The sequence below is a fragment of the Cupriavidus alkaliphilus genome (assembly GCF_014191175.1).
Lineage (GTDB): Bacteria > Pseudomonadota > Gammaproteobacteria > Burkholderiales > Burkholderiaceae > Cupriavidus > Cupriavidus alkaliphilus.
Window position 1 is genome coordinate 848,740 of sequence record NZ_JACHWE010000002.1, and the last position, 19,299, is coordinate 868,038.

17 protein-coding genes are annotated in these 19,299 nt (G+C 68.8%); 6 read left to right on the forward strand and 11 right to left on the reverse strand.

Annotated features, from left to right (window positions below):
- Window positions 1-129: 129 nt before the first annotated feature.
- The 3 genes from FHX60_RS10255 to FHX60_RS10265 all read left to right on the forward strand — a co-directional run bounded on the left by FHX60_RS10255 (window position 130) and on the right by FHX60_RS10265 (window position 3,435).
- A complete protein-coding gene (locus tag FHX60_RS10255) occupies window positions 130-894 on the forward strand; it encodes a TerC family protein (RefSeq protein ID WP_112775524.1) in 765 nt (254 codons plus the stop codon).
- A 107-nt stretch (window positions 895-1,001) separates the two neighbouring features.
- Window positions 1,002-2,615, forward strand: coding sequence for an OpgD/OpgG family glucan biosynthesis protein (locus tag FHX60_RS10260; protein WP_183283273.1), 1,614 nt, complete (start codon window positions 1,002-1,004; stop codon window positions 2,613-2,615).
- A gap of 127 nt (window positions 2,616-2,742) precedes the next feature.
- The gene (locus FHX60_RS10265) at window positions 2,743-3,435 is read left to right on the forward strand and encodes a GntR family transcriptional regulator (RefSeq protein WP_092309989.1); all 693 of its coding nucleotides are present in this window, start codon (window positions 2,743-2,745) and stop codon (window positions 3,433-3,435) included.
- 21 nt (window positions 3,436-3,456) lie between these two features.
- Here the strand turns inward: FHX60_RS10265 and yedA are convergent, their stop codons facing one another.
- The 9 genes from yedA to FHX60_RS10310 all read right to left on the reverse strand — a co-directional run bounded on the left by yedA (window position 3,457) and on the right by FHX60_RS10310 (window position 13,239).
- The gene (gene yedA, locus FHX60_RS10270) at window positions 3,457-4,332 is read right to left on the reverse strand and encodes a drug/metabolite exporter YedA (RefSeq protein ID WP_092309991.1); all 876 of its coding nucleotides are present in this window, start codon (window positions 4,330-4,332) and stop codon (window positions 3,457-3,459) included.
- A 224-nt stretch (window positions 4,333-4,556) separates the two neighbouring features.
- Window positions 4,557-4,742 carry a hypothetical protein gene (locus tag FHX60_RS10275; protein ID WP_062802878.1) on the reverse strand — a complete coding sequence of 62 codons (186 nt, stop codon included), beginning with the start codon at window positions 4,740-4,742 and terminating at the stop codon, window positions 4,557-4,559.
- A 275-nt stretch (window positions 4,743-5,017) separates the two neighbouring features.
- Entirely contained in the window at window positions 5,018-5,404 is a 387-nt protein-coding gene (locus FHX60_RS10280; RefSeq protein WP_183283274.1) for a hypothetical protein, read from the reverse strand.
- Window positions 5,405-5,457: 53 nt separating this feature from the next.
- Window positions 5,458-8,562, reverse strand: coding sequence for an efflux RND transporter permease subunit (locus FHX60_RS10285; protein ID WP_183283275.1), 3,105 nt, complete (start codon window positions 8,560-8,562; stop codon window positions 5,458-5,460).
- Window positions 8,563-8,571: 9 nt separating this feature from the next.
- Complete coding sequence (locus FHX60_RS10290; RefSeq protein WP_183283445.1) at window positions 8,572-9,690, reverse strand: efflux RND transporter periplasmic adaptor subunit; 1,119 nt, start codon at window positions 9,688-9,690, stop codon at window positions 8,572-8,574.
- Window positions 9,690-10,259 carry a hypothetical protein gene (locus FHX60_RS10295; RefSeq protein WP_183283276.1) on the reverse strand — a complete coding sequence of 190 codons (570 nt, stop codon included), beginning with the start codon at window positions 10,257-10,259 and terminating at the stop codon, window positions 9,690-9,692. The genes FHX60_RS10290 and FHX60_RS10295 overlap by 1 nt, the downstream gene beginning before the upstream one ends.
- Complete coding sequence (locus tag FHX60_RS10300; RefSeq protein WP_183283277.1) at window positions 10,256-11,473, reverse strand: TolC family protein; 1,218 nt, start codon at window positions 11,471-11,473, stop codon at window positions 10,256-10,258. Before FHX60_RS10300 ends, FHX60_RS10295 begins: the two co-directional genes overlap by 4 nt.
- Window positions 11,474-11,573: 100 nt before the next feature.
- On the reverse strand, window positions 11,574-11,918 hold the full coding sequence (locus FHX60_RS10305; RefSeq protein ID WP_232348254.1) for a hypothetical protein: 345 nt from the start codon (window positions 11,916-11,918) through the stop codon (window positions 11,574-11,576).
- A gap of 154 nt (window positions 11,919-12,072) precedes the next feature.
- On the reverse strand, window positions 12,073-13,239 hold the full coding sequence (locus FHX60_RS10310) for an acyl-CoA dehydrogenase family protein (protein ID WP_092310014.1): 1,167 nt from the start codon (window positions 13,237-13,239) through the stop codon (window positions 12,073-12,075).
- 295 nt (window positions 13,240-13,534) lie between these two features.
- Here FHX60_RS10310 and FHX60_RS10315 point away from each other — a divergent pair, with 295 nt between their 5' ends.
- The 3 genes from FHX60_RS10315 (at window position 13,535) to FHX60_RS10325 (ending at window position 17,699) form a co-directional block, all read left to right on the forward strand.
- Window positions 13,535-14,839, forward strand: coding sequence for an acetyl-CoA hydrolase/transferase family protein (locus FHX60_RS10315; RefSeq protein WP_183283446.1), 1,305 nt, complete (start codon window positions 13,535-13,537; stop codon window positions 14,837-14,839).
- 40 nt (window positions 14,840-14,879) lie between these two features.
- On the forward strand, window positions 14,880-16,088 hold the full coding sequence (locus FHX60_RS10320; RefSeq protein WP_183283278.1) for an acetyl-CoA C-acetyltransferase: 1,209 nt from the start codon (window positions 14,880-14,882) through the stop codon (window positions 16,086-16,088).
- 78 nt (window positions 16,089-16,166) lie between these two features.
- The gene (locus FHX60_RS10325) at window positions 16,167-17,699 is read left to right on the forward strand and encodes a class I adenylate-forming enzyme family protein (RefSeq protein WP_183283279.1); all 1,533 of its coding nucleotides are present in this window, start codon (window positions 16,167-16,169) and stop codon (window positions 17,697-17,699) included.
- A gap of 25 nt (window positions 17,700-17,724) precedes the next feature.
- Here FHX60_RS10325 and FHX60_RS10330 read toward each other — a convergent pair whose 3' ends face one another.
- Window positions 17,725-18,627: a LysR family transcriptional regulator gene (locus FHX60_RS10330; RefSeq protein ID WP_183283280.1), complete on the reverse strand. Its 903-nt coding sequence runs from the start codon at window positions 18,625-18,627 to the stop codon at window positions 17,725-17,727.
- A 66-nt stretch (window positions 18,628-18,693) separates the two neighbouring features.
- Window positions 18,694-19,266, reverse strand: a complete 573-nt coding sequence (locus FHX60_RS10335; protein WP_244981247.1) for an AraC family transcriptional regulator — start codon at window positions 19,264-19,266, stop codon at window positions 18,694-18,696.
- Window positions 19,267-19,299: the final 33 nt, after the last annotated feature.

Sequence of the window (19,299 nt, forward strand, 5' to 3'; positions counted from 1 at the left end):
TGCCGGCACATGGCAACCTGCACCGTAATCCCGTCGACGCGCTTTATCTTTATGTGACAGGCTGCGCGGCCAAGCGACGCTGCGCTAACATGAAGCCTGCATGCGCCCTCCCATCACTCCGGAGCTCTCATGGAAGCGTCGTTGGCATTGCTGCAGGATCCCGCCGCCTGGGCGGCACTGGCCACGCTGGTGGCCATGGAAATCGTGCTGGGGATCGACAACCTGATCTTCATCTCGATCCTGACCAACAAGCTGCCCCTGGAGATGCGGGAAAAAGCCCGCAAGATCGGCATCAGCCTGGCGCTGTTGATGCGTCTGGGCCTGCTGGCAACCATCGCCTTCATCGTCACGCTGACCCAGCCGCTCTTCACCGTGCTGGGCCACGGCCTGTCGTGGCGCGACCTGATCCTGATCGCGGGCGGCGGCTTCCTGGTGTGGAAAGCCACGCGCGAAATCCATCACCACGTCACTGCCGCCGAAGAAGGCGAGGACGGCGGCACCACCAAGGCGGTGCACAGCTTTGCCGCCGCCATCGGCCAGATCCTGGTGCTGGACCTGGTGTTTTCGATCGACAGCATCATTACCGCGGTCGGCATGACGGAGCACGTGCAGATCATGTTCGTGGCCGTGATCGCGGCGGTGATGGCGATGCTGTTCGCGGCGACGCCGCTGGCCAACTTCATCAACCGCAACCCGACCATCGTGATGCTGGCGCTGGCCTTCCTGATGATGATCGGCATGACGCTGATCGCCGAAGGCCTGGGTACGCACGTGCCCAAGGGCTACATCTATACGGCGATGGCGTTCTCGGCCGCGGTCGAGGGGCTGAACATGCTGGCACGGCAACGGCGCCGGCTGCGCCGCGCCGCGCGCGAGCCAAGCGAAGCACGGTGAGGCGCTGGCGCCACCCGCTGTAACAGAGGGTGTCCGAACTTTCCCGCGGCGCCGGCGTCTTTTACAGTTCTGCACAATCCCGGACAATAAAAGGACGCTTTCACCACATGATGAATCGCCGAACCCTGCTGGTTTCCGCCACCGCCTCTGCCGCGCTTGCCGCCCTCGGCATTACCCCATCGGTGCTGGCAGCCAGCCGGATCAAGCTAGGCGAAGCCCAGCCGTTCGGCTTCGACGCTTTGATCGAGCGCGCCCGCGCCCTGGCCGGCAAGCCGTACGCGCCGCCGCCCGCGCCGCCGGCGGATGTGCTGTCACGCATCGACTACGACGCCCACGGCAAGATCCGCTTCCGCACCGAGGACGCGCTCTTTGCCAGCGGCCCGGGCCAGTTCCCGGTCACGTTCTTTCACCTCGGCACCTACTTTCGCAGCCCGGTGCGCATGCATGTGATCGAGCGCGCCAAAGGTGGCACCGGCAAGGCCCGCGAGATCATCTATGACGATGCCTACTTCGACATGCCGGCCGACAGCCCCGCGCACAAGTTGCCGCCGGGCAGCGGCTTTGCCGGCTTCCGCTTCCAGGAAAGCCGCCTGGGCGACCAGAAAACCCGAGACTGGCGCAAGAATGACTGGGTGGCGTTCCTCGGCGCCTCGTATTTCCGCGCCATCGGCGAGCTCTACCAGTACGGCCTGTCCGCGCGCGGCATCGCCATCGACGTGGCCGAAGCCGGCAAGCAGGAAGAATTCCCCGCCTTCACCCACTTCTGGTTCGAAACCCCCGAGGGCAACAGCGACACCGTCACGGTCTACGCGCTGCTGGACGGACCCAGCATTTCCGGCGCCTACCGCTTCGTCATGCAGCGGGCCAAGGCCGTGATCATGGACGTCGAATGCGTGCTGTTCCTGCGCAAGGACGTGGCCCGGCTGGGGCTGGCGCCGCTGACCTCGATGTACTGGTTCTCGGAAAGCATCAAGGGCACCGCTGTCGACTGGCGCCCCGAAGTGCACGACTCCGACGGCCTGGCGCTGTGGAACGGCGCGGGCGAGCATATCTGGCGCCCGCTGAACAACCCGCCGCAGACCACGGCCTCGGCCTTCTCGGACGACAACCCGAAGGGCTTCGGGCTGCTGCAGCGCGACCGTCTGTTCGACCATTACCAGGACGGCGTCAACTACGACCGCCGTCCGAGCCTGTGGGTGGAGCCGCGCGATGGCTGGGGCGCCGGCTCGGTGCAGCTGGTGGAGCTGCGCACCGACGACGAGATCCACGACAACATCGTCGCCATGTGGGTGCCGAAGGCGCCGGCCAAGGCCGGCAGCACCTACCGCCTGCGCTACCGGCTGCACTGGGCGGCCGACGAGCCCTACCCGACCCCGCTGGCGCGCTGCGTGGCCACGCGTCTGGGCAACGGCGGCCAGCCGGGCCAGCCGCGGCCCAAGGGCGTGCGCAAGTTCATGGTCGAGTTCAAGGGCGCGCCGCTGGAGAAGCTGCCCTTCGGCGTCAAGCCCGAAGCGGTGCTGACCGCATCGCGCGGCACCTTTTCCTATGTCTTCACCGAAGCCGTGCCCAACGGCGTGGCCGGGCACTGGCGCGCCCAGTTCGACCTGACCACCGAAGGCACCCAGCCGGTCGACCTGCGGCTGTTCCTGCGCCTGAACGGCAAGCCGCTCTCCGAAACCTGGCTGTACCAGTACCACCCGTTCCAGTCGCCGGCGGGCTGAGGCCCCTGCGCGCGGGGCTGGCGCCGCGCCAGCCCCTTTACACCTTATTGCGACACCGTGATGTCAGGCGGGCGCGAGCGGGTATGATGGCTGGCTACGACAGTTCCACTGCATCCGCCAGCCTCACATGATTTCTCAAGAGTTCGCCGGCGCCGCCGAGAGCGGCCAGGCTGCATCGCTCCCGCGCTCGGAGCGTGCCTACCAGCAGCTGCGTGCCGCCATCCAGGCCGGCCAGCTTTCCCCCGGCACCCGGCTGCGCGAGGTGGAACTGGCCGAATCGCTGGGATTGTCGCGCACGCCGGTGCGCGAAGCGCTGTCCAGGCTGGAATCCGAGGGCCTGGTCGTCAACGAGCCCAATCGCGGCATGATGGTGACGCAGCTCGACGCCAGCATGGTCAGCGAGCTGTACGTGATGCGCGAAGTGCTGGAAGGCACCGCCGCGGCGCTGGCCGCGCGCCACGCCACCGACGTCGAGATCTCGCTGCTGCGCGATATCGTCGAGCGAGACCTTGCCATCGCCGACGATCCCGACCGGCTCGCGCTGAACAACCGGCTGTTCCATGAAACCCTGCACCGTTGCGCCCACAACCGCTACCTGCTGAAGACGCTGCGCTCGCTGCATGAATCCATGGCGCTGCTGGGCCGCACCACGCTGGCGGTGCCGGGGCGCGCGCGCAGCTCGTACGAAGAGCATATCTCGCTGGTGGAAGCGCTGGAACAGCGCGATCCGACGCTGGCCGAGCAGATCGCGCGCCGGCATATCCAGCAGGCCTACAAGGTGCGGCTGTCGCTGTGGATCCAGGAGCAGTCGGGCCGCTGAGGCCCCGCCCGCACGGCGCCCTCAGGCCGCCTGGGTCCGTGCTGTGCGCAGCGTGCCCAGGCTCAGCACGAGCAGCGCCGCCAGGATCAGTACCACCGCGCCCAGCGTCTGCGGCGCGATCTGTTCCCCGCCCAGCCACGCGCCCATGGCCAGCGCCACCGGCGGGTTCACGTAGACATAGCTCGCCGCCAGGGTCTGGCTGACCGTCGAGACCAGGTACATGTAGGCGGAGAACGCCACCAGCGACCCCGCCACCACCAGGTAGACCCAGGCCCAGCCGGCCTGCGCGCTGACGGAAGACGGCCACGGCTCCTGCCGCAGCAGCGACAGTGCCATCAGTACCGCGCCGCCGATCACCATCTCGGCGGCAAACGCCGCCGCCCCTGGCGGCAGGTCCAGCCGGCGCGCCAGCTGCGAGCCGAAGGACCAGCTCGCCACCGCCAGCAGCAGCGCCACCACGCCGCCGGTGCTGACCTGGAACTCCGCGCCCGCGGTCAGCACCAGGATGCCGGCGCTGCCGATGGCAATTGCCACATACTCATACCACTTCGGCCGGTTGCCGAAGCACGCGCCCCAGATCAGCGCGAAGATCGGCATCGACCCGATCATCACCGTGGTGGCGCCAGAGGAAATCGTCTGCTCGGCAATGGCAGTGAGACCCATGCCGCCCACCAGCAGAAACAGCGCCGGCACCGCGCAATGGCGCAATTGCCGCGCCGACGGCATCGGCGTGCCGCGCCATGCCAGCCACGCGGCCAGCAGCAGGCCCGCGCACAGGAAGCGCGTGCCCATCATGAACAGCGGGGGAAAGCTCTCCAGCGTAAAGCGGATCGCCAGGTAGGTCGTGCCCCAGACCACATAGGTGATCGACAGGCACAGCAGAACAAGCGGGGACATGGGGCGCAGGGGCGGATGAGGTGCGGGAAAGGCATTCAAGATAGCCGTGTCCGCCGCCGCGGCAAAACGAAAAGCGCTGGCAAGTCTTGTGAACGTTGCTCACAAAGCACTCCAGCGCCGCAGGCAAAACAAAACCGGCCGCGTTCGCCAGGAGGGCGCACGTATGGCCGGTTCTTCAACGCAGCCCGGACGGGCCGCAACTACCGTACTGCTGGTGCCAGCGATCAGCCGTTGGCGTAGACCACCTTGGCCTTGCGAGCCTGGCTTTGCAGGCGTTCGATCACCGACTGCACGGTGGCGATGGCACGCTTGACGTCGTGGGCGAAGCCCAGGCTTTGCGTACCGAGCTCGCGCTCGATGAGTTGGCGTTCCAGTTGATCGGTCAGCTTGATATCGGATTGGGTGTTCATGGCGTCCTTCCTTTCGGGATTACCCTTATGGGGTTTTCCCTGATTGTAGCAAAAGAATTGTCGCAATGCAGCATTAGGTGAAAGTACGTATGCCGGGACCCCACACACTGTGTCGGATGAATTACTTCTCAATGGGCGCGTCCGCGAAATAGCGATAGATTTCCCACCCACCGGCCCCCTATGGCGCGCCGAAGGCACAAAAAAACCGCTGCACATGGCAGCGGCTTTTTTGTTGCAGCGACGCAGGATCGAACCCTGCCAGCATGGAGCGCCCGTCACTTCGCCACGAAGCGCGCCGTGACAGTCTTGCCGTCTACAAACCGGATCGTCGCCACCAGCTTGGAGCCGGCCTGCAGTTGCAGCCTGTCGGCCGCGACCAGTGCGTTGTCCGCACCGGGGTTCAGCGCCGTTTCGGTTTTGCGCGTGCCGGTCAGCACCGTCAGCTTGCCGCTGGCACCGGCCACGGGCAGCTTCCTGTCATGGTCGTCGACATAAATCGTGACCGCGCCATCCCGGTTCACCAGTTCGAACTGCAGGTCGCTGGCGACCTGCACGATGCCCCCGTATTGCGCAGGCTTGGCGCCGTGGGCCATGGCCAGGCCGGAAAGGCCGGACAGTGCGAGACTGCCGGCAATCACCATGGCCGAGATCGGTTTCTTCATCGCATAACTCCGTTGCTGCAGCGGCTTGCGGGCGCCGCTGCCAAAGCCCTGATTCAATACGCGTCTTCCGGCCGCTGCGACAGGATGCGCTGCAGCGGGCGGCGCCCCCACAGCCAGAACGCCAGCGGCGTCAGCATGGAATCGAGCAGGGTCGAACTGACCAGCCCGCCGAAGATCACCACCGCCACCGGATGCAGGATTTCCTTGCCGGGCGCATCGGCCGACACCAGCAAGGGCACCAGCGCGAACGCCGCGACCAGCGCGGTCATCAGCACCGGCGTCAGCCGCTCGAGCGAACCGCGCACGATCATCGGGATGCCGAAGGTCTCGCCTTCGAAGCGGCACAGGTTGATATAGTGGCTGACCTTCAGGATGCCGTTGCGCGTGGCAATGCCGGTCAGCGTGATAAAGCCGACCATCGACGCCACCGACAGGCTCAGCCCCGCCAGCCACATCGCGATCACGCTGCCGATCAAGGCGAACGGGATATTGGCCATGATCACCAGCGTCAGGGTCGCGGAGCGGTAGCGCGAGTAGAGGACCAGGTAGATCAGCGCCAGCGACACCAGCGACAGCAACACGATGCGCCGCGTGGCCTGCTCCTGCGCCTGGAACTGGCCCTCGATGCTGACGAAATAGCCAGCGGGCAGTCCGGCACGCGCCGCCGCTTCGCGCACCGCGCCGACGATCCGCGACATGTCGGAGCCGTCGGTATTGGCATAGACCACGATGCGGCGCCGGCCGTTCTCGCGCCCGATCTGGTTGGGGCCGTCGCCCTCCTCCACGCTGGCGATGGCGGACAACGGCACCGCGCCGCGCGGCGAGTCCAGCATGACCCGCGACAGGTCCTGCGGCGCGCGGCCGGTATCGGGCAGGCGCACCACTAGGTCGTGGCGGCGCACGCCGTCGATCAGCTGCGTGACGCGCGTGCCGTCGGACAAGGTCTGCAGCGCCTTCAGCGCCTCGCCGGCCGGGATGCCGTACTGCGCGGCCTTGCGATAGTCGAGCCGCACATTGACCTGCGGAATCAGCACCTGGCGCTCGACCGTGATATCGACGAGGCCCGGGATCGTTGCCAGGCGCCCGCGCACGTTCTCCGCCAGGCCGCGCAGCGTATCAAGGTCATCGCCATAGATCTTCAGCGCGATCTGCGCCCGCACCCCGGACAGCAGGTGATCCAGCCGATGCGAAATCGGCTGGCCGATCGCCACCGACGCCGGCAGGCCGGCAAGCTGCGCGCGGATGGCGGCCATCACCTGCTCGCGGCTGCGGGCGGAAGGCTTCAGGTCGATGTCGATCTCGGAGGCATGCACGCCCTCGGCATGTTCGTCCAGTTCGGCGCGGCCGGTGCGGCGGCCCACCCGTGCCACTTCCGGCACCTGCCGGGTCAGCGTTTCCGCCAGCGCGCCGATGCGGTTGGCTTCGGCCAGCGAAGTGCCGGGGTTGAGCATCAGCGACATCACCATCGAACCCTCGTTGAAGCCCGGCAGGAAGGCACGCGGCAGCCACGGCACGGTGGCGGCCGCCAGCACCACCGCGACCGCCGCCACTGACAGCACTGCCCGCGCGCGCGGGAACGACCAGTCCAGGATGCGCGCATCGGCCCGCTTGAGCCACGCCACCAGCGGGCTGTCGGGATGTTCGAGCCGCTTCATCCGCGGCAGCAGGTAGTACGACAGCACTGGCGTCACCGTCATCGACACCAGCATCGATGCCAGGATCGACACGATGTAGGCGATCCCCAGCGGCGCGAACAGCCGCCCTTCGATCCCCGGCAGCGCAAACAGCGGCACGAACACCAGCACCACCACCAGCGTGGCATAGACGATGCCGGAGCGCACTTCGACGCTGGCGCGCCAGATCGTCTCCAGCACCGATGGCGGGTCGTCCATGGCGGCGCGCTGCCGCAGCCGGCGCTGGATGTTCTCGACGTCGACAATGGCATCGTCAACCAGTTCGCCGATGGCGATGGCCAGGCCGCCCAGCGTCATCACGTTGATCGACTGGCCCAGCAGCTGGAACGCCAGCGCCGAGACAGCCAGCGACAGCGGTATCGCCACCAGCGAGATCGCGGTGGTACGCGCGCTCAGCAGGAAGGCGAACAGGATCACCGTCACCATGATGGCGCCGTCGCGCAACGCCTCGACCACGTTGCCGAGCGAGGCCTCGATAAAGTCGGCCTGGCGGAACAGCACCTGCGGCGCGGACAAACCCTGCGGCAGCCCCTGTCTGAGTTCGCCAAGCGCGGCTTCCAGGTCGCGCGTCAGGCGCACGGTGTCGGCGGCGGGCTGCTTCTGCACGCTGACGATCACCGCGGGCTTGCCGTTGAAGCCGGCGTCGCCGCGCTTGAGCGCAGCGGCGTAGCGCACACCGGCCACCTGCTCCAGCAGTACCGGCGCGCCGTCCTTGTAGGCGACCGCAAGGCCCTTGAGGTCATCGATCCGGTTGGTGCGGCCGAGATTGCGGATCAGGTATTCGCGGCCGTTCAGGTCGATGAAGCCGCCACTGGTATTGGCGGCGAAGTCGCGCAGGGCACCCTGCACCTGCGCCAGCGTCACGCCGAATTGCGCCATGCGCGCGGTATCCGGCTCGACCCGCAATTGCCGCACCTCGCCGCCGATCGGGATCACCTGCGACACCCCGGGCACTGACAGCAGGCGCGGCCGCAGCACGAAGTCGGCATACTCGCGCGCCTGCATCGGGCTGGCCCGGGCCGGGTCGATCGGCAGCGCAATCAGCATGATCTCGCCCATGATCGACGAGACCGGCCCGAGGATGGGCGTGAGCCCGCCGGGCAACTGCTCCTTCACCAGCGCCAGCCGTTCCGACACGAGCTGGCGGTTGCGGTAGATGTCGCTGCCCCAGTCGAACTCGGCGTAGACGATGGACAGGCCGACGCCGGACACCGAGCGCACCCGCGTGACGCCGGGCATGCCGTTCAGCGCGGTCTCGATCGGGAACGACACCAGCAGCTCGACTTCCTGCGGCGCCATGCCCCCCGCTTCGGTGATCACGGTCACCAGCGGCTTGTTCAGGTCCGGGAACACATCGACCGGCGTGCGCCATGCGGTGAGCCCCCCGTAGATCATCAGGATCACGGCAAGGGCCAGTACCAGCAGCCGGTTGCCGAGGCTGGCGCGAACGATCCAGTTGAACATGCGCGCCCCTCAGCGGATCTGGTTGATCAGCGCCGCGCCGGACACCACCACCCGGTTCTCCGGCGACAGTCCGCCGACCACGACCACGGTGCGCGCATCGAGCACGCGCGCCTCGACCGGCTGCGCGATAAAGCGCTGCGTGCCGGACTTGATCCACACCACCGGCAGGTTGCTGGCGTTGCGCACCAGCGCCTCGCTGGGCAGCGCGATGCCGCGCACGGTATCGCTCAGCGTCGCGACCACGGTCACGGGCTGGCCCACGGCCAGCGGCACGTCGCTGCCGGTCAGCCGGAACGTCAGCGGCACCGCGCCGTTCTTCAGGCTGCGGCCGGCGCCGACGAATTCCAGCTTGCCGCCGGTGCCGCTGGCCAGGGCGCCGCCCTTGATGCGGTTGGCCAGCGAACTGTCCGCGGTGCTGGCCTCGATCAGCAGGCGGGCGGGGTCGACCACCTCGTACAGCACGTCCCCGGCGGCAACCACCTGCCCCGCCAGCACGTTGGCGCTGGCGATCACGCCGCTGGCCGGCGCGGTCAGCGTATCGGTCTGGTGCAGGCTCTTGCCGACCGCATCGCGCTGGCCGGAAAGGCTCTGGACCTCGGCGCGGGCCGCTTCGATTTCCTTGCGCGGGATGCTGTCCGTCAGCGACTCCAGCCGCTGCAGCCGCTGCCGCGCCAGCTTCAGGCTGGCGCTGAGGTTGGCGAACTGCGCCTGCTGGTTGCCGATGTCAAAAGGCTCGCTCTTGTGGCGCAGCACGGCCAGCGCCTGGCCCTTGCTGACGCGCTGCCCGAGCACCGGGAAGCCGCCCGGCGGCGGGTCGATCCAGCCCGGGTGGCCCGCCTGCAGGCGCCCGCCGGCGTTCGGATCGATCGCCACCACGGCGTTCAGTTCAACGGTCATCGGGTGCGCGGCCGGCTGCGGCATCGCGGTCCGTATGCCCATGCGGCGCTGGGCCAGCTTGGGCACCAGGACGCTGCCGTCTGGCAGCCGGGCCAGGCCACTGCCCGACACCGCGGCCGGTGCATCGAGGTGTTCGCCATTCGGGCCGTGCGCGCCGGGCCCGGCCAGCGCCGGCAGGGTTGCCCAGGCGGCCAGCGCGACCGCCAGGGTTGCGATATGGGTGGTCATCATCACGCCGTGCCTCCTTTCCTTTTGCCAACGCGGCGCTGCACGCGCCAGGCGCCGGCTGCCACGAGCGCCGCGAGCAGGACCAGCCACGGCCAGCGCGCCTGCCACCACGCGATGCCGTGCTCGTGTTCGTCCGCGGCAACGTTCAGGGTGCCTTCGATCAGGTCCGACTCGTTGCCGGTGACGAGCGTAAACACCAGCGCATGCTGGCCAGGCCGGCGCAGCGCCTGCAGCAGCTTCTCGTCGGTAAAGGCATAGTCGCCGGCATCGGCGTGCAGCTTGCCCTGGGCCTTGATGCCGTTGAACTCGACCTCGAGCGTGCCGTCGAGCACCGGCTCGTTGGTGACGTAGCGGTCGACCATGACGGAGAGTTCTTCCGTGGCGAGGGTGCCCACCAGTTCGAACGCCTCCGTATTGGCTTCGATGCTCGGCTGGGCGTGTGCCGCCGCGCCGGTGTCGGCGGGCGCGTCCAGGTGCTCGCCATTGGGGCCATGGGCACCGGGGCCCGCGTGCGCCGCCGGCAGCGCGATCGCGAGCGTCAGGAACAGGACAAGAAACAACTGGCGGATCATGGCAGGACTCCGAGCGCCTGGTTGAGGGTGGCAATGGCGATGCCACGGCGGGCACGCTGGCGCGCGAGGTCGGCCTCGGCTTCCAGCGCCTGGTTTTGTGCGCGCAGCACTTCCGGCAAGCCGATCTCGCCGGCATTGAAGGTCTTGCGCAGCAGCGCCGCCCGTTCGGACAGCGCGGCGCTGCGTTCTTGCGTAAGGCCGAGCTGCTGTTCGGCCAGCCGCAGCGCGGCCTGCGCCGCGTCGATCTCGGCGCGGACGTTGCGCTCAGTGCGCTCGAGTTCGGCCCGCGCTGTCATCAGCTCGGTCTGCGCGGCGGTTTCGCGCGGCAGGTTGCGCGCATCCGTGGCGAACGGGATCCTGACGAACAGGCCGACGGTCTGGTCGCCGGGCATGCCGCCGCCGGCCCGGTCGTTGCGGTACATCACGCCGACTTCGGGCGGGTCGCGGCGCGATTTGCGCAGGTAGCCCAGCTGGCGTTCGCCGCGCAGCACGGCCTGCTGCGCCGCTTCCCGGCGCGGATGGCTCGCGGCTTGGGCGGCAGGGTCTGCCGCCGGCGCCGCCGTTTCGTCGTACCGTAGCGGCAGCGCGGAGACGCCGGTGGCTTGCAGCAGCCGCGCCTTCGCCTCGACCACGCGGGCCTCGCTTTCGGCAAGCAGGCCCTGTGCCGCCAGGTCATCCTGCTGCGCCAGCAGCAGGTCGGTGCGCGCGAGGTCGCCGGCATTGACGCGGCGGCGTACATCGTCGCGCAGCGACGCGGCAATGCCGGCGCGGCGCCGCATCACTTCGCGCTCGCCTTCCACGGCCGCCAGCTGCCAGACGCGCTCGCGGAGTTCTGCGGCCAGATTCAGCCGCGCCAGCGCGGCGCCAGCCTCGGCCTCGGCCGCGTGGGCATCGGCGAGGTCGCCGCGTGCCGCGCGCTGGCCCGGCAGCCACACCGGCACGCCCAGCTGGACCTCGCTCTCGCGCAGGCCACGCCGCTCGGTCCAACGGTCGTCACGGTGCAGCAGGCCGAGCATGGGTGGCCCGGCGATCAGTGCATCGGCCTGGATCCGGCTGGCCGCCGCCTCCAGGCGCCGCCCCTCGGTGGCCTGGAAGGCGACGGAGCGCTCCCAGGCGGCATCGAACAGCGCGCGCAGATCGGCGGGCGCGGACTGGCCATGGGCCGCCGGCATCAGCAACGCCGACGCCAACACGGAGAAGAAGAACTTGTGCATGGAATCCCCAACGCAGATTGCGACAACAACGGCAATGCGGCGGGGCGCGGCGCAAAGACATTGCGCCACGGCAGGCAATCAGCAGATCAGTGCCCCGCCGTCAGGCGGGCGCGTGAGGGGGGCGTAACGGGGGACTGCAGCCAGGGTCAGGGATGCGGCCGCCCAGGAACAACGGCTCGCGCTGCGTCTGCGGCGCGAGCGGCGGCACCATGCCGGCCGGCAATGGCGCCTGGAAGTGGGTGCCGTAGTCGAAGTCGAGCTGGTGCGACGCGGAGGCGGTGGAATCGTCGAAGGCGATCTCGCCGTCCTCATCATGGTGATGCGGAATGTGCTCGGCGTGCGCGGCCATGTGGTCTGGCGGAAAGCCGGCGGCGTGCGCGAGCTGCCGCTGCGCCGCGGCCAATGCCTGCAGCGGCAGGATCAGCATCAGGAGCAAGGCAATCATGCGCGACATAGGGCGGGATTCTACCCGACCTGCCGGCATCGGCGCGAGACCGCGGCGCCGGATGCCGTAAGCGTCGCCCGGGCCGAAACCCGGAACAGATAGCGGGCGCCGGGGTTGAACAGCCAACCCTGGATACCGCCCGCCGGCATGCCGCTCAGAACGAGCGCGGCAGGCCCAGCACGTGCTCGGCGACGAAGGAATAGATCAGGTTGGTCGAGATCGGCGCTACCTGGTACAGGCGCGTCTCGCGGAACTTGCGCTCGACATCGTATTCGCAGGCAAAGCCGAAGCCGCCGTGGAACTGCAGGCAGGCATTGCCGGCCTCCCAGCTGGCCTTGGCGGCCAGGTACTTGGCCATGTTGGCCTGCGCGCCCATGGACTCGTGCTTGTCGAACAGCTCGCAGGCCTTCCAGCGCATCAGGTTGGCCGCCTCGAGTTCGATGAACGACTCGGCGATGGGGAACTGCACGCCCTGGTTCTGGCCGATGGGGCGGCCGAACACTTCGCGTTCCTTCACGTACTTCGTGACCCGGTCCATAAACCAGTAGCCGTCGCCGATGCACTCGGCGGCGATCAGCGTGCGCTCGGCATTGAGGCCATCGAGGATGTACTTGAAGCCCTTGCCCTCTTCGCCGATCAGGTTCTCCTCGGGGATCTCCAGGTCCTCGAAGAACAGCTCGTTGGTCTCGTGGTTGACCATGTTGGGGATGGGGCGCACCGTCAGGCCCTTCTTCTGGGCCTCGTGCAGGTCGACCATGAAGATCGACATGCCCTCGCTCTTCTTCCTGACCTCGGCCAGCGGCGTGGTGCGCGCCAGCAGGATCATGAAGTCGCTGTGCTGCACGCGGCTGATCCATACCTTCTGGCCGTTGACGACGTAGCGGCCGTCCTTCTTCACCGCCGAGGTCTTGATCTTGGTGGTGTCGGTGCCGGTGGTGGGTTCGGTCACCCCCATCGACTGCAGGCGCCATTCGCCCGAGGCGATCTTCGGCAGGTACTTTTCCTTCTGCGCCGTGGAGCCGTGCCGCAGCAGCGTGCCCATGTTGTACATCTGGCCGTGGCAGGCGCCGGAATTGCCGCCGCAACGATTGATCTCCTCCATGATGACCGACGCTTCGGTCAGGCCCAGGCCGGAGCCGCCGTATTCCTGCGGAATCAGCGCCGCCAGCCAGCCCGCCGCGGTCAGCGCGTTGACGAAGGCTTCGGGATAGGCGCGCTGTTCATCGACCTTGCGGAAGTACTCGTCGGGAAACTCGGCGCACAGCGCACGGATGGCATCGCGGATTTCGTGGAAATTGTTCGAGAGGGTCTGTTCGATCATGGCGCTGCCTTGCGGTCGGTCCTGTCTGTGGTGATCGGTCTGTAATGATCGTTCTATGGCAGGCGTGGCCGGTGGCCGACGCCGCGTGATAGCCGCCATGGTCGCGGCGTTCGGCCGGCGGGACAATCAGCCTTTCCGAAAGCGCGCCTTCCACGCGGCTTAAGTCGGCGCAGCCGGCGCCTCTTTCAGCCTTGCGTCCGTTTCGCAATCGCCAAAGCCGGCCATTGGCATTGTCGAATAGCGCAAACGCGGCTTTGGCGACATGCTCTGGGCTGCCCAACGCTTTCCCGTGGACATGCACGACCTGGCCTTTCGACTGCAATCCCTGATCCGCCCCGGCGACCACCTCTGGTGGGGACAAGCCACCGCCGAGCCGCTGACGCTGACGCGCGCGCTGGTGGCACACCGCCATGCCATCGCGCGCGGCGGGCGCTTCAGCGTCTTCGTCGGCATCGGCCAGTCGGACACGCTGCAGCCGGAACAGGCCGACGTGATCGATTTTTTCGGCTACGCCGCCAGCGGGCCGCACCGCCGGCTGGCCGGCGCGGGCGTACTGGACATCGTGCCGAGCCATTATTCGCACCTGCCGGGGCTGATCCGGCACGGCACGCTGCGCGCCGACGTAGTGCTGGTGCAGGTGTCGCCGGCCGATGAACAGGGCCGCCACAGCCTGGGCCTGGTGCATGAGTACCTGCCCGCCGCGCTCGACCGGGCCCGCGTGATCATTGCCGAAGTGAACCCCGAGGTGCCGTGGACCCACGGCAGCCGCTATCTCGGCGCCGACCAGATCGACCTGCGGGTCGAGGCGCTGTACCCGCCGATCAGCCTGGAGCGCGGCGCTCCCGGTCCGGCCGAACAGGCCATTGCCCGCCATATCGCCGGCTGGGTCGAAGACGGCGCGACCCTGCAGATGGGCATCGGCAACCTGCCCGAGGCCGTGGTGGCGGCGCTGCATGACCGCCGCGACCTGGGGCTGCACAGCGGCGCGGTCGGCGACGGCATTGCCGCGCTGGCCGAGGCCGGTGTGCTGACCAACGCACGCAAGAGCATCGATACGGGCATCGGCATCGGCGGCATCCTGATGGGCAGCGAGCGGCTGCGGCGCTGGGCGCATCGCAATCCGCAACTGCAGCTGCGCGAAACCGCCTATACCCACCATCCCGAAGTGCTCGCCAGCGTGGACAAGCTGGCAGCGATCAATTCGGCGATCGAGGTCGACCTGACCGGCCAGGTCAATGCCGAAGTGGCAGCGGGCGTCTATGTCGGCGCGGTCGGCGGCGCGGTGGATTTCCTGCGCGGCGCCGCGCGCAGCCGCGGCGGCCTGCCGATCGTGGCGCTGCCCGCCACCGCCAAAGGGGCGAGCCGCATCGTCGCGCAATTGTCCGGCCCGGTCAGCACGCCGCGCGCCGATGCCGGCCTGATCGTGACCGAGCATGGCGTGGCCGACCTGCGCGGCCAGACCCTGTCGCAGCGCGTGCGCCGCATGCTGGACATCGCTGCCCCCGAACACCGCGCCGGCCTGGAGCGCCAGGCCCATGCGCTGCTGCGCCAGTGCGGCGCGGCCTTCGTCGCCCTTTCCGGGACGGCGCCCACCGACTAACTTGATGGTTCACCCGATACCGAATTCCAAGGAGACTTCCATGCGCAGAGCTGCAATCGTCACCCCCCTTCGCACCCCCGTCGGCACCTTCGGCGGCAGCCTGCGTCCGGTTCCGGTCGAGGAACTGGCCGCGACCGCCGTGCGCGCGGTGGTGGAACGCAGCGGCATCGACCCGGCGCGCATCGACGACGTCGTCTTCGCCCAGTCCTACGCCAACAGCGAAGTGCCGTGCGTGGGCCGCTGGGCCGGGCTGCAGGCCGGCCTGCCGGTGGAAGTGCCGGGCATGCAGCTCGATCGCCGCTGCGGCGGCGGCCTGCAGGCCATCGTCACGGCATCGATGATGGTGCAGAGCGGCGCGGCCGACGTGGTGATCGCCGGCGGCGTCGAGAGCATGAGCAATATCGAGTACTACACCACCGATATGCGCTGGGGCGCGCGCTCCGGCAACGTGCGCTTCTTCGACCGTCTCGACCGCGGCCGTGAACGCTCGCAGCCGGTGGAGCGCTTCGGCAAGATCTCCGGCATGATCGAGACCGCCGAGAACCTGGCGCGCGACTACGGCATCAGCCGCGAGGACGCCGATGCCTTTGCCGTGCGCAGCCATCAGCGCGCCGCGGCCGCCTGGGAAGCCGGGCGCTTCGACGCCGAGATCGTCCCGGTGCAGGTGCCGCAGCGCAAGGGCGAACCGGTGGCATTTACGCGCGACGAAGGCTTCCGCCCGCAGACCACGCTGGACAGCCTGGCCAAGCTGCGCGTGCTGATGCCGAACGGCACCGTCACCGCGGGCAATGCGAGCCAGCAGAACGATGCCTCGGCCGCATGCCTGATCGTGGCCGAGGACAAGCTCGCCGAACTCGGCCTGACCCCGATGGCCTCGCTGGTGGGCTGGGCCGCTGCCGGCTGCGAGCCCTCGCACATGGGCATCGGCCCGGTGCCGGCGGTGAAGAAGCTGCTGGCGCGCCTGAACCTGACGCTGGACCAGATGGACCTGGTCGAGCTGAACGAGGCCTTTGCCTGCCAGGTGCTGGCCGTGCTCAAGGGCTGGGACTGGCAGGATCAGGACGCGATCGAGCAGAAGCTCAACGTCAACGGCTCGGGAATCTCGCTGGGCCATCCGATCGGCGCCACCGGCGTGCGCATCCTGGCCACGCTGCTGCACGAACTGCAGCGCCGCGGCGGCCGCTACGGCCTGGAAACCATGTGCATCGGCGGCGGCCAGGGCATTGCCGCGGTGTTCGAACGCTATTGATGCCGCAGCGGCGGCGTGCGGCCCGCTGCTTGCCGCACGCGCGCCGCACGCCTTGCCCCGCACAACGACGCCTGAACCATGCCACCGGACCGAGTCCCCCTCACCCGCATCAGCGACATCCCGCGCCACTGGGCCGCGCACACGCCCGGCCATGCCGCCGTGTTCGAAGACGGCCGGACCACCACCTATGCGCAGCTGTGGGCCGGCATCGAGGACGCGCAGCGCTACCTGCAGTCGCAGGGCGTGGGCACCGGCGACCGGGTGCTGGTGGTGGCCGAGAACTGCCTGGCGGTGATCACGCTGGTGTTCGCCCTGGCAGAGCTGGGCGCATGGCCGGTGGTCGTCAACGCGCGCCTGTCCGAGCGCGAGATCGAGGTGATCCGCGTCCACTGCCGCCCGCGGCTGATGCTGTTCACCCACGCGGCGTCGCCGGATGCGCTGCGCCACGGCGTGCGCTGCCGGGCCCGGGAAATTGCCCCGGCCGGCCTGGGGCCGCTGATGGCCAGCGCCGCCGACGAGACCGCCGCGCGCGAGCCCGAAGCGCTGGCGCGCGACGTGGCCGCGCTGATCTACACCTCGGGCACCACCGCACAGCCCAAGGGGGTGATGGTCACCCACGGCGGCCTGCTCCATTTTGCCGAGGTCACCGTGGCCTCGCGCCGCATGCAGCCGGACGACTGCGCCTACGCGGTGATGCCGATGTCGCACGTGTTCGGGCTGGGCACGCTGCTGATCTCGACCTTGCACGCCGGCGCCAGCCTGTACCTGTGCGCGCGCTTCAACGCGGCGGACCTGGCCACGGCGATCCGCGCTGGCGCGATCACGCTGCTGCAGGGCGTGCCGACCATGTTCAGCCGCATCCTGGCCCACGTGCGGGCCACTGGTGCGCCATTGCAGCCGTCGCCGCGCCTGCGCTATCTCTACACCGGCGGCGGCCCGCTCGACGCCACGCTCAAGCGCGATGTCGAAGCCGCGTTCGGCCAGCCGCTGCACCATGGCTACGGCATGACCGAGTACGCGGGATCGATGTTCGTGACGCGCATGGAGCGGCCGCGCGCCGATTGCGCCGCGGGCGAGATCGTCGCGGGCGCCGACCTGCAGGTGGTCGGGCCGGACGGCAAGCCGGTGCCGCCGGGACAGCCCGGCGAACTCTGGATCCGCGGGCCGGGCGTGATGCGCGGCTACTACCGCGCGCCGGACCTGAGCGCCGAAGCGCTGCGCCCCGGCGGCTGGCTCAACACCGGCGATATCGGGCGGCTCGACGCCGACGGCGCCTTGTTTATCGTCGGCCGCACCAAGGACCTGATCATCCGTTCGGGCTTCACCGTCTACCCGATCGAGGTCGAATCGGTGCTCAACACGCATCCGTCGGTACGCGTGTCGGCCGTGATCGGCCAGCCCGCAGCGGATGGCAACGAGGAGGTGATCGCCTTCGTCGAAATCCGCGAAGGCGAACGCTTCGACGCGCCGGCGTTGCATGACTACCTGGTCGGGCGCCTGTCGCCCTACAAGCGGCCCGAGCGCATCGTGCGCGTGGCGGCGATGCCGACCACGGCCAGCGGCAAGCTGCTCAAGCACCAGTTGCGGCAGACGCTCGCGGGCCAGGCGTAGGGCGCAGTCTAGCGGCGGTGCTGCTTCAGTCCTGGCGCCCCTGCCCGTCTTCCACCAGCAGGTCCACCAGCTTGCGCGCGAACAGCGGCAAGGCGTCGAGGTCGGCCACGCAGATCTGCAGCTGGCGCTCGGCCCACTCGTCGTCGAGCTGGACGATGCGCAGCGACATGGCCTTGGCATGGCGGCGCGCGGTGGTCTCGGGCAACACGCCGACGCCGACGTTGGCCTCGATCATGCGGCAGGCGGTCTCGAAATTGCTGACCTGCACGCGCCAGCGCAGGCTGCGCTGCAGGTCCGCCGCGGCCCGCTTCAGGAAGTTGTGGATGGCGCTGTCCTCGGGCAGGCCGATGAAGTCGTAGTCGAGCGTATCGATGAAATCCACGCGGCCGCGCTCGGCCAGCGGATGGCTCAGCGCGGTGGCAAGCACCAGCCGGTCGCGCCGGTATGGCATGACCTCCAGCCCATCGGTACGCACGTTGCCGGCGATGATGCCGATGTCGACGATGCCCTCCTGCACCGCGCGCACGATGTCCGGGCTGAGCCGTTCGTGCATGTCGATGGTCACGTCCGGATGGCTGACCAGGTAGCTGCGCAGCACCGCCGGCAGGAACTCGCTCATGGCGGTGGTGTTGGCGAACACGCGCACATGGCCTTTGACGCCCGCCGCGTACTCCTGCAGGTCGCCGCTGAGCTGCTCCAGCTGGCGCAGCACGCGGCGCGCATGGGCCAGCAGGGTCTCGCCCGCCCCGGTCACCTTCACGCCCTGGCTGCTGCGGCTCAGCAGCTTGACGCCGACGTGCTCCTCCAGATTCTTGATGCGCGTGCTGGCGGCGGCCAGCGACAGGTGCGAGCGCTGCGCACCGCCGGTCAGGCTCTGTGCCTCCGCGATATGCGTGAACAGTTTCAGGTCGACCAGATCAAAGCGCATGACATCATTCCCGGGCACAACGGCGGCCTAGCTCGCCGGATTATCTCGCAAACCGCGCCGCGCGCGTCATGCCACCGAGCGCTGCCGCGGCATCGCGTGCGCGCCGGCCAGCCGCCGCGCGGCCTCCAGCGAGACGCCGAAGCGGTCATAGAATGCGCTATCGACATCGCTGTTGGCCGGCCACCCGACCCGCCGCCTGGCCTCGCCCAGCGCCGCGTCGCCCGCCATCACATCGAACAGCAGCCGCATCAGCCGTTGCGTGCGGCACAGGTCGGTCAGCGCGGTCCCCTGCGCGAACAACGCGCGCCGCAGCTGCGCCGCGGACATGCCGAGCCGCTCCGCGATAAAGGCCGCGTTCCAGGCGTACTGCGGCTGCAGGAACACGCGCTTGGCAATGCGGTGGTGCAGGCATTCCGACGGTTGTGCCGGGGCCAACCCCCGCATTTCGAGCGTGCATGCCGCCGGCTGCGCGCTGCTGCCATCCAGGCGCAGCGCAAACGCTTCGAACGGATCGATGATGGCCTGCTGGCCGGCCAGCAGCACCCGCTCGTAGCCGCGCCGCCTGACCACTACCCTGCCGCGCCCGGCGCCGACCGACAGCGGAAACGCCAGCCACAGCTGCTGCAGGCTGGCGTGCATGGAAGACTGCAGATGGACATGCATGGCGGATCG

Excerpts from the sequence above, each read along its gene's own strand:
- FHX60_RS10265 (WP_092309989.1), top strand. The coding sequence starts at position 2,743 with ATGATTTCTCAAGAGTTCGCCGGCGCCGCCGAGAGCGGCCAGGCTGCA.
- FHX60_RS10320 (WP_183283278.1), top strand. The coding sequence starts at position 14,880 with ATGCGCAGAGCTGCAATCGTCACCCCCCTTCGCACCCCCGTCGGCACC.
- FHX60_RS10315 (WP_183283446.1), top strand. The coding sequence starts at position 13,535 with ATGCACGACCTGGCCTTTCGACTGCAATCCCTGATCCGCCCCGGCGAC.
- FHX60_RS10325 (WP_183283279.1), top strand. The coding sequence starts at position 16,167 with ATGCCACCGGACCGAGTCCCCCTCACCCGCATCAGCGACATCCCGCGC.
- FHX60_RS10300 (WP_183283277.1), bottom strand. The coding sequence starts at position 11,473 with ATGCACAAGTTCTTCTTCTCCGTGTTGGCGTCGGCGTTGCTGATGCCG.
- FHX60_RS10290 (WP_183283445.1), bottom strand. The coding sequence starts at position 9,690 with ATGATGACCACCCATATCGCAACCCTGGCGGTCGCGCTGGCCGCCTGG.
- FHX60_RS10280 (WP_183283274.1), bottom strand. The coding sequence starts at position 5,404 with ATGAAGAAACCGATCTCGGCCATGGTGATTGCCGGCAGTCTCGCACTG.
- FHX60_RS10330 (WP_183283280.1), bottom strand. The coding sequence starts at position 18,627 with ATGCGCTTTGATCTGGTCGACCTGAAACTGTTCACGCATATCGCGGAG.
- FHX60_RS10335 (WP_244981247.1), bottom strand. The coding sequence starts at position 19,266 with ATGCACGCCAGCCTGCAGCAGCTGTGGCTGGCGTTTCCGCTGTCGGTC.
- FHX60_RS10275 (WP_062802878.1), bottom strand. The coding sequence starts at position 4,742 with ATGAACACCCAATCCGATATCAAGCTGACCGATCAACTGGAACGCCAA.
- FHX60_RS10310 (WP_092310014.1), bottom strand. The coding sequence starts at position 13,239 with ATGATCGAACAGACCCTCTCGAACAATTTCCACGAAATCCGCGATGCC.
- FHX60_RS10295 (WP_183283276.1), bottom strand. The coding sequence starts at position 10,259 with ATGATCCGCCAGTTGTTTCTTGTCCTGTTCCTGACGCTCGCGATCGCG.
- FHX60_RS10260 (WP_183283273.1), top strand. The coding sequence starts at position 1,002 with ATGATGAATCGCCGAACCCTGCTGGTTTCCGCCACCGCCTCTGCCGCG.
- FHX60_RS10255 (WP_112775524.1), top strand. The coding sequence starts at position 130 with ATGGAAGCGTCGTTGGCATTGCTGCAGGATCCCGCCGCCTGGGCGGCA.
- FHX60_RS10305 (WP_232348254.1), bottom strand. The coding sequence starts at position 11,918 with ATGATTGCCTTGCTCCTGATGCTGATCCTGCCGCTGCAGGCATTGGCC.
- yedA (WP_092309991.1), bottom strand. The coding sequence starts at position 4,332 with ATGTCCCCGCTTGTTCTGCTGTGCCTGTCGATCACCTATGTGGTCTGG.
- FHX60_RS10285 (WP_183283275.1), bottom strand. The coding sequence starts at position 8,562 with ATGTTCAACTGGATCGTTCGCGCCAGCCTCGGCAACCGGCTGCTGGTA.